Consider the following 6,921-nt stretch of genomic DNA (forward strand, 5'->3'; position numbering starts at 1 on the left):
ATGATTAATTTTTGACTTCGGAAATTTTATTTTGAATAATGTTTTATTGCATTTTCTTTGTCTTGATTCATCGCGGTGATTAAATCATCTAAAGAATCAAATTTCTTTTCATCTCGCAAATGACCTAAAAATTCAAGGCGAATTGTTTCTCCATAAATTTCTCGATCAAAATCCAATATATTCACTTCTACTCGATGTTCGCGAGAATTGGTAACCGTTTCTCTAAATCCGATACTTAATAAACCTAAATATTTTTGATTATCTACAAAAACATCAACCGCATAAACACCATCTTTTGGAATCAATTTATTAGGATCAACTTGTAAATTAGCGGTAGGAAAACCAAGTGTACGCCCAATTTTATCACCATGAACAACTTCTCCAGAAAGTGGATAATGATAGTTTAACGCTTTGTTCGCATATGCGATATTTCCTTCGATAAGTGCATTTCTAATTTTTGTAGAACTCACCGCCACATCATTTTCTTCGACAGCTTGCAATTGAATCAAATTGAAACCATATTCTTTCGAAAGAACTTGTAATTGCTCGAAATTTCCTTCTCTATTTTTCCCGAAATGATGATCGTAACCAATGACTAACGTATCAATATTGATTTTATCAACCAATAAATTTTTGACAAATTCTACAGAAGTTACTTGTGAAAAATCTTTTGTAAACGCTTGAATAATCAAATGTTCTAACCCAAATTGACGTAAAACATTTTCTTTTTCCTCTAAAGTGTTCAAAAATTTAAGATCACAATTTGGCTGTAAAACCATTCTGGGATGTGGATTAAAAGTAATCAAAACACTTTCTCCATCAATTTCTTTTGCAATTGTATTGAGTTGTTTCAGAATAGATTGATGTCCAATGTGCACACCATCAAACATGCCCAAAGTAAGGACAGGACGTTTGATAGGTTTGATTTCTTCTAAGGATTGATAAACGTTCACTAAAAATGATTTTGCACAAAATTAAGGCTTTCAAATCGAACTTCAAATCTATTTTTAATTTCCTTTGATTGTAATATTCTGATTGTTATAGTAAGAAGTAAAATAAAATTAGGATTAATGAAATTGATTTTATAAATTTAAATATAGACATAACATCAAGAGAATCAATCATGAAGATATTTATACTTTTTTTATTACCAATTGTTTCATTATTCGCTCAAAATTATAAAGTTGAATATGAAGGGAAAAGCTTGTTATCAGAGCAAGAAGAGAAGAGATTGGCAGCTTATCCTGATATAATTGAACAATATGAAGCGCCAAAAACATACGATTTGTTTGTCAATGAAAACAATTTGTGTTTGAGTAAAGAACGACCAAAATTGAATAGTAATAATATGGAAATGATTGGAAGTTATACCATAAATTATACAATTATTAATCCTGTAGAAAAAAATATTTACGAAGATATTAATATTGAAAATAGAAATTATAAGGTAAAATCTCCCTTAAAATTAGACGAAAATTGGGTTTTTAGTAGAGATACTAAAACGATAAATGGAATTGTTGCCACAAAAGCAACAATGGAAAAATCTAAAAATACGTATGAAGTATGGTTTGCCAAAAGTATAAAAACGAAATGTGGACCAAACAATTTTGGTGGACTTCCAGGCTTAGTTTTAGAAATTACAATAAAACCTAAAAATGAAACTGGTTCAACATCAATTGTTAAAATGACGAATATCGAAACTATAAATAATGATAAAGAATTTAATTCTTATTTCAATAATATTTCTGATAAAACAATTTCGAGAGGAGAATTTGATAAGATTTATGAAGATTATCAGAAAAAAGTACAAGAAATGTATGGCGGAAATGGAGTTGATAAGGATTGATATTTTTGTTTTAGAAGTTCGTTGTTTATAATATTCTGATTACTAATCAAAATATTATGACAAAAATCTTAAAAAGTATATAAATTATACAATGTTTTTAACTTACCTTTGCACCCAAATAAAATAAACTAAATCATTTCATATAATGGCAAATCAAAAGAAAGGTAAGATTGCACAGGTTATTGGACCTGTAATTGACGTTATTTTTGATAACGCAGAAGGCCTTCCAAATATTTATGATGCATTAGAGGTTCCTCGTCAAGGAAAAGAAACATTAATTCTTGAAGTCGAGCAACACATCGGTGAAGATACTGTACGTTGTATCGCAATGGATAGTTCTGATGGTTTACAAAGAGGTCAAGAAGTTATCGCTTTAGGAAAACCAATTATGGTTCCTATCGGAGAAAACATCAAAGGACGTGTATTTAATGTAGTTGGAGATGCTATTGATGGTTTAGGGAATTTAGACAAAGAAAACGGTTTACCTATTCACCGTCCAGCTCCAAAATTCGAAGAATTATCAACATCTGCAGAAGTTTTATTTACAGGTATTAAAGTAATTGACTTAGTAGAGCCATACGTAAAAGGTGGTAAAATTGGTTTATTTGGTGGTGCCGGAGTAGGTAAAACAGTATTAATTCAGGAGTTGATGAACAACATCGCTAAAGGACACGGAGGTTTATCTGTATTCGCTGGTGTTGGTGAGCGTACTCGTGAAGGTAATGACTTAATGCGTGAGATGATTGAAGCTGGATTAATTAATTACGGTGAAGATTTCATGCACTCTATGGAAGGTGGATCTTGGGATTTATCTAAAGTAAATAGCGAAAACATGAAAGAGTCTAAAGCTGCTTTCGTTTTCGGACAAATGAATGAACCTCCAGGTGCACGTGCTCGTGTTGCTTTAACAGGTTTAACATTAGCTGAATATTTCCGTGACGGAGATGGACAAGGTCAAGGACGTGACGTATTATTCTTCGTAGATAATATCTTCCGTTTTACACAAGCAGGTTCTGAGGTTTCTGCCTTATTAGGACGTATGCCATCAGCCGTAGGTTATCAGCCAACATTAGCAACTGAAATGGGTGCTATGCAAGAGCGTATTACATCTACTAAAAACGGATCTATTACATCTGTACAAGCAGTATATGTACCTGCCGATGATTTAACTGACCCTGCGCCAGCTACGACTTTCGCGCACTTAGATGCTACAACGGTATTAGATCGTAAAATTGCTTCATTAGGTATTTACCCAGCGGTAGATCCATTGAACTCTACATCTCGTATCTTATCACCAACAATTATTGGTAAAGAACATTACGAAACAGCACAACGTGTAAAAGAAATCTTACAACGTTACAATGCTTTACAAGATATCATCGCGATTTTAGGTATGGAAGAGTTATCAGAAGAGGATAAATTAGTTGTACACCGTGCACGTCGTATCCAACGTTTCTTATCTCAACCATTCCACGTTGCAGAACAGTTTACAGGTATCCCAGGTGTTTTAGTAGACATCAAAGATACAATCAAAGGATTCAACATGATCTTAGATGGTGAAGTTGACCAATATCCTGAGGCTGCATTCAACTTACGTGGTACAATCGAAGAAGCGATTGAAGCTGGAGAAAAAATGTTAGCAGAAGCTAAATAATATAGTTTAACCATACAAAGAGTGCTTACGTTTCTTTTCTTTTTGAAAGTTGCTAAGTACTCTTTTTTTTAAAAACAATAGGATTATGCACTTACAAATTATTACGCCAGAATTCGTAGTTTTCGATGCAGAAGTAGATGCTGTTACTTTACCAGGGAAAGATGGTGAATTCCAGTTATTAAATAACCACGCTCCTATCGTTGCAACTTTAGGTGAAGGAACAATCAAAATTAAAGTTCACACAAAAACTTTCGAAGATTTCGATAATCAATCTGGCAAAGTTTACAGTTCTCCATCTAATGAATCTACATTATTGTTAGATATCAAAGGAGGAACAATAGAAATGAACAATAATAAAGTAATCGTTTTAGCAAACTAATTACTTTTTTATCATAAAACTTAAAAGGAGATCAATTTTGATCTCCTTTTTTATGTTTTTAACCTAATATTCTCCATTTTACTTCAAATTTTATTCTGTTTAAATCCTTTTTATAGATTTCGAAAGAAATATTTTTAGCTTTTTGGTATAAATATTCTTTATAAATTGATTTTATAGATTTATTTTCTAAAAAATAAATCTAAATTTTATTATTTAGAAAATTATTCTAATTTCACATCTAATATAAAACTACAAAGTGTAGTTAGAAATGAATAATTTTTTTAAAGATGAAGTACAATTCTAAAAAACATTCTTTTGGACACGGCGTCCTGCTTCAGAGCATCTATAATTGTATCAATAGTAAAATTCGAATGTGCAGCTGCTAATTTCAGCTAACTAACCTACCCTACTATTTATTAATCGTAGTCACATTCAAAACAATTTTATTATGTCAACAGAAAAACAATTACATTTCGATACTTTACAAGTACACGCAGGTCAAGAAGTAGACCCAACAACAGGCTCTCGCGCTGTTCCAATTTATCAAACATCTTCTTATGTATTTAATGATGCTGAACACGGAGCAAATTTATTTGCTTTGAAAGAATTTGGGAACATTTACACAAGAATTCAGAATCCAACAACCGACGTTTTCGAAAAACGTATTGCTGCGCTCGAAGGAGGTGTTGCAGCATTAGCTGTTTCATCGGGACAAGCGGCACAATTTATTGCTTTAAATAATATTTTAGAATCAGGTGATAATTTTGTTTCAGCTTCTAATCTTTATGGCGGAACATATAATCAATTTAAAGTTGGTTTTAAACGTTTAGGTGTTGATGTTCGCTTTGCTGAAGATGCAGATCCAGCTAAAATTGAATCATTAATTGATGAAAATACAAAAGCGATTTATGCAGAAACGATAGGAAATCCGAGTTTTAATGTTCCAGATTTTGAATCAATCGCTGCAATTGCGAAGAAACATAATATTCCATTTATTGTGGATAACACATTTGGTGCGGGCGGTTATATTTTCAAACCTTTAGAACATGGAGCAAATGTTGTCGTTGAATCTGCAACAAAATGGATCGGTGGACATGGAACTTCGATCGGTGGAGTTGTCGTGGATGGCGGAAATTATGATTGGGGTAATGGTAAATTTCCACAATTTTCTGAACCATCAGAAGGTTATCATGGTTTAGTTTTTTCTGATGTTTTCGGTGTGAATGGACCTTTTGGGAATATTCAGTTTATTATTCGTGCTCGTGTTGAAGGTTTGCGCGATTTTGGTCCCGCAATTTCACCGTTCAATTCTTTTTTATTGTTACAAGGTTTAGAAACGTTGTCGTTAAGAGTTCAGAAACATTTGGATAATACGTTAGAAATTGCGCGTTGGTTAGAACTTCATCCGCAAGTAGAAAAAGTGAATTATCCTGGATTAATCACTTCTCCAAGTCATCATTTGGCGAAAAAATATTTGAAAAATGGTTTCGGAGCTGTTTTATCATTCCAAATTAAAGGTGATGCAGACAAAGCGAATCAATTTATTGATAGTTTAGAATTGATAAGTCATTTGGCAAATGTTGGCGATGCAAAATCATTAATTATTCATCCTTCCGCAACAACTCATCAACAATTGAGTGATGATGAACAAAAATCTGCTGGAGTTTTTCCAGGATTATTGCGTCTTTCTGTCGGAATCGAATATATTGATGATATCAAAAATGATCTTCAGCAAGCTTTTGATAAAATTAAGTAAACAAAGTATTTTTAGCTATAAATTAATTCAGTGAATTTTCATCAATATAATTATACAAAGCCATTTCAATTAGAAAATGGTCAAATTCTCGAAAATTTAACCATTGCTTATCATACAGCGGGAACATTGAATCCCGAAAAAAATAATATCATCTGGGTTTGTCATGCTTTAACGGCAAACTCGGATGTTTTCGATTGGTGGGCTGGTCTTTTTGGAGAAAATGATTTGTTCAATCCAAAAGATCATTTTATTATTTGTGCAAATGTGATTGGTTCTAATTACGGAACAACAAATCCGTTGTCTACAAATCCTGAAACAAATTCGCCTTATTATCGAGATTTTCCTACAATTACAATAAAAGATATGGCAAACGCGCATCAATTGTTGGCAGATCATTTAGGAATTTCAACTATTCATTTATTAATTGGTGGTTCACTCGGTGGTCAACAAGCGTTAGAATTTACGTTACTTGATCAAGTTAAAGTGGACAATTTAGTTTTGTTGGCGACAAATGCAATACATTCTCCTTGGGGAATTGCGTTCAACGAATCGCAGCGTTTAGCTATCGAAGCAGATGCAACTTTTAACGATAAAACTGAGGATGGAGGAAGAAATGGATTGATTGCAGCGCGTACAATTGCGATGTTGTCTTATCGTACCTATATTATATATGAACAGAAGCAAAAAGACGAGGATTCTGTTTACAATGATTTCAAAGCTTCTTCTTATCAAAAATATCAAGGTGAAAAATTAGCAAACAGATTCAATGCTCATTCTTATTGGACACTTTCGAAAGCCATGGATTCACAAAATCTGGCTCGAAATAGAGAATCTTTAGAGAAATCTTTGTCTCAGATTTCTTCGAACACTTTAGTGATTGGAATTTCTTCTGATATTTTATTTCCTCTAAGTGAGCAAAAATTTATAGCGAATCATATTCCAAATGCAAAATTCATCGAAATAGATTCTATTTTTGGACACGATGGTTTCTTGGTCGAATTACAAGAATTAAATACAATTTTGGAACATCTCGTATAATATTATGAAATGAATAATTATATGATGCTCGATTTATTCGAGCTTTTTTTATTTATAAATAGATTCTACTTCGTAGAATTTTCCCCGAGTCGATAACCATAAAGTATCCATTTTGCTTTTCTTGAACAAAAGAAAAGCAAAACGTCTAATCATTTTGTGCGTTAAAAATGGGCTTTTCTCTTTTAGAACCTCCTATTTCACATCTCACATCAAAAAAAAAACAAAAAATATTTCCCATCATACCAACA

6 protein-coding genes are annotated in these 6,921 nt (G+C 32.5%); 5 read left to right on the plus strand and 1 reads right to left on the minus strand.

Annotated elements, in window-relative coordinates; translation table 11 throughout:
• Positions 1 to 26: 26 nt before the first annotated feature.
• Positions 27 to 953: a bifunctional riboflavin kinase/FAD synthetase gene (locus N5D90_RS12165; protein WP_052217857.1), complete on the minus strand. Its 927-nt coding sequence runs from the start codon at positions 951 to 953 to the stop codon at positions 27 to 29.
• A 170-nt stretch (positions 954 to 1,123) separates the two neighbouring features.
• On the opposite strand from N5D90_RS12165, the gene N5D90_RS12170 reads away from it, so the two are divergent.
• From N5D90_RS12170 to metX, 5 genes are all read left to right on the plus strand, one after another.
• Positions 1,124 to 1,846 (plus strand): GLPGLI family protein, encoded by a 723-nt coding sequence (locus N5D90_RS12170; RefSeq protein WP_280062610.1) that lies wholly within the window; start codon positions 1,124 to 1,126, stop codon positions 1,844 to 1,846.
• Positions 1,847 to 1,991: 145 nt separating this feature from the next.
• On the plus strand, positions 1,992 to 3,500 hold the full coding sequence (gene atpD / locus N5D90_RS12175) for a F0F1 ATP synthase subunit beta (RefSeq protein WP_280049780.1): 1,509 nt from the start codon (positions 1,992 to 1,994) through the stop codon (positions 3,498 to 3,500).
• A gap of 85 nt (positions 3,501 to 3,585) precedes the next feature.
• A complete protein-coding gene (locus N5D90_RS12180) occupies positions 3,586 to 3,879 on the plus strand; it encodes a F0F1 ATP synthase subunit epsilon (RefSeq protein ID WP_038336143.1) in 294 nt (97 codons plus the stop codon).
• 448 nt (positions 3,880 to 4,327) lie between these two features.
• Positions 4,328 to 5,635 carry an O-acetylhomoserine aminocarboxypropyltransferase/cysteine synthase gene (locus N5D90_RS12185; RefSeq protein ID WP_280062611.1) on the plus strand — a complete coding sequence of 436 codons (1,308 nt, stop codon included), beginning with the start codon at positions 4,328 to 4,330 and terminating at the stop codon, positions 5,633 to 5,635.
• A 30-nt stretch (positions 5,636 to 5,665) separates the two neighbouring features.
• Positions 5,666 to 6,673: a homoserine O-acetyltransferase gene (gene metX / locus N5D90_RS12190; RefSeq protein WP_280062613.1), complete on the plus strand. Its 1,008-nt coding sequence runs from the start codon at positions 5,666 to 5,668 to the stop codon at positions 6,671 to 6,673.
• The last annotated feature ends 248 nt before the right edge of the window (positions 6,674 to 6,921 follow it).

Source organism: Empedobacter sp. GD03797 (genome assembly GCF_029842105.1).
In the GTDB taxonomy this organism is placed as follows: Bacteria; Bacteroidota; Bacteroidia; order Flavobacteriales; family Weeksellaceae; genus Empedobacter; species Empedobacter falsenii_C.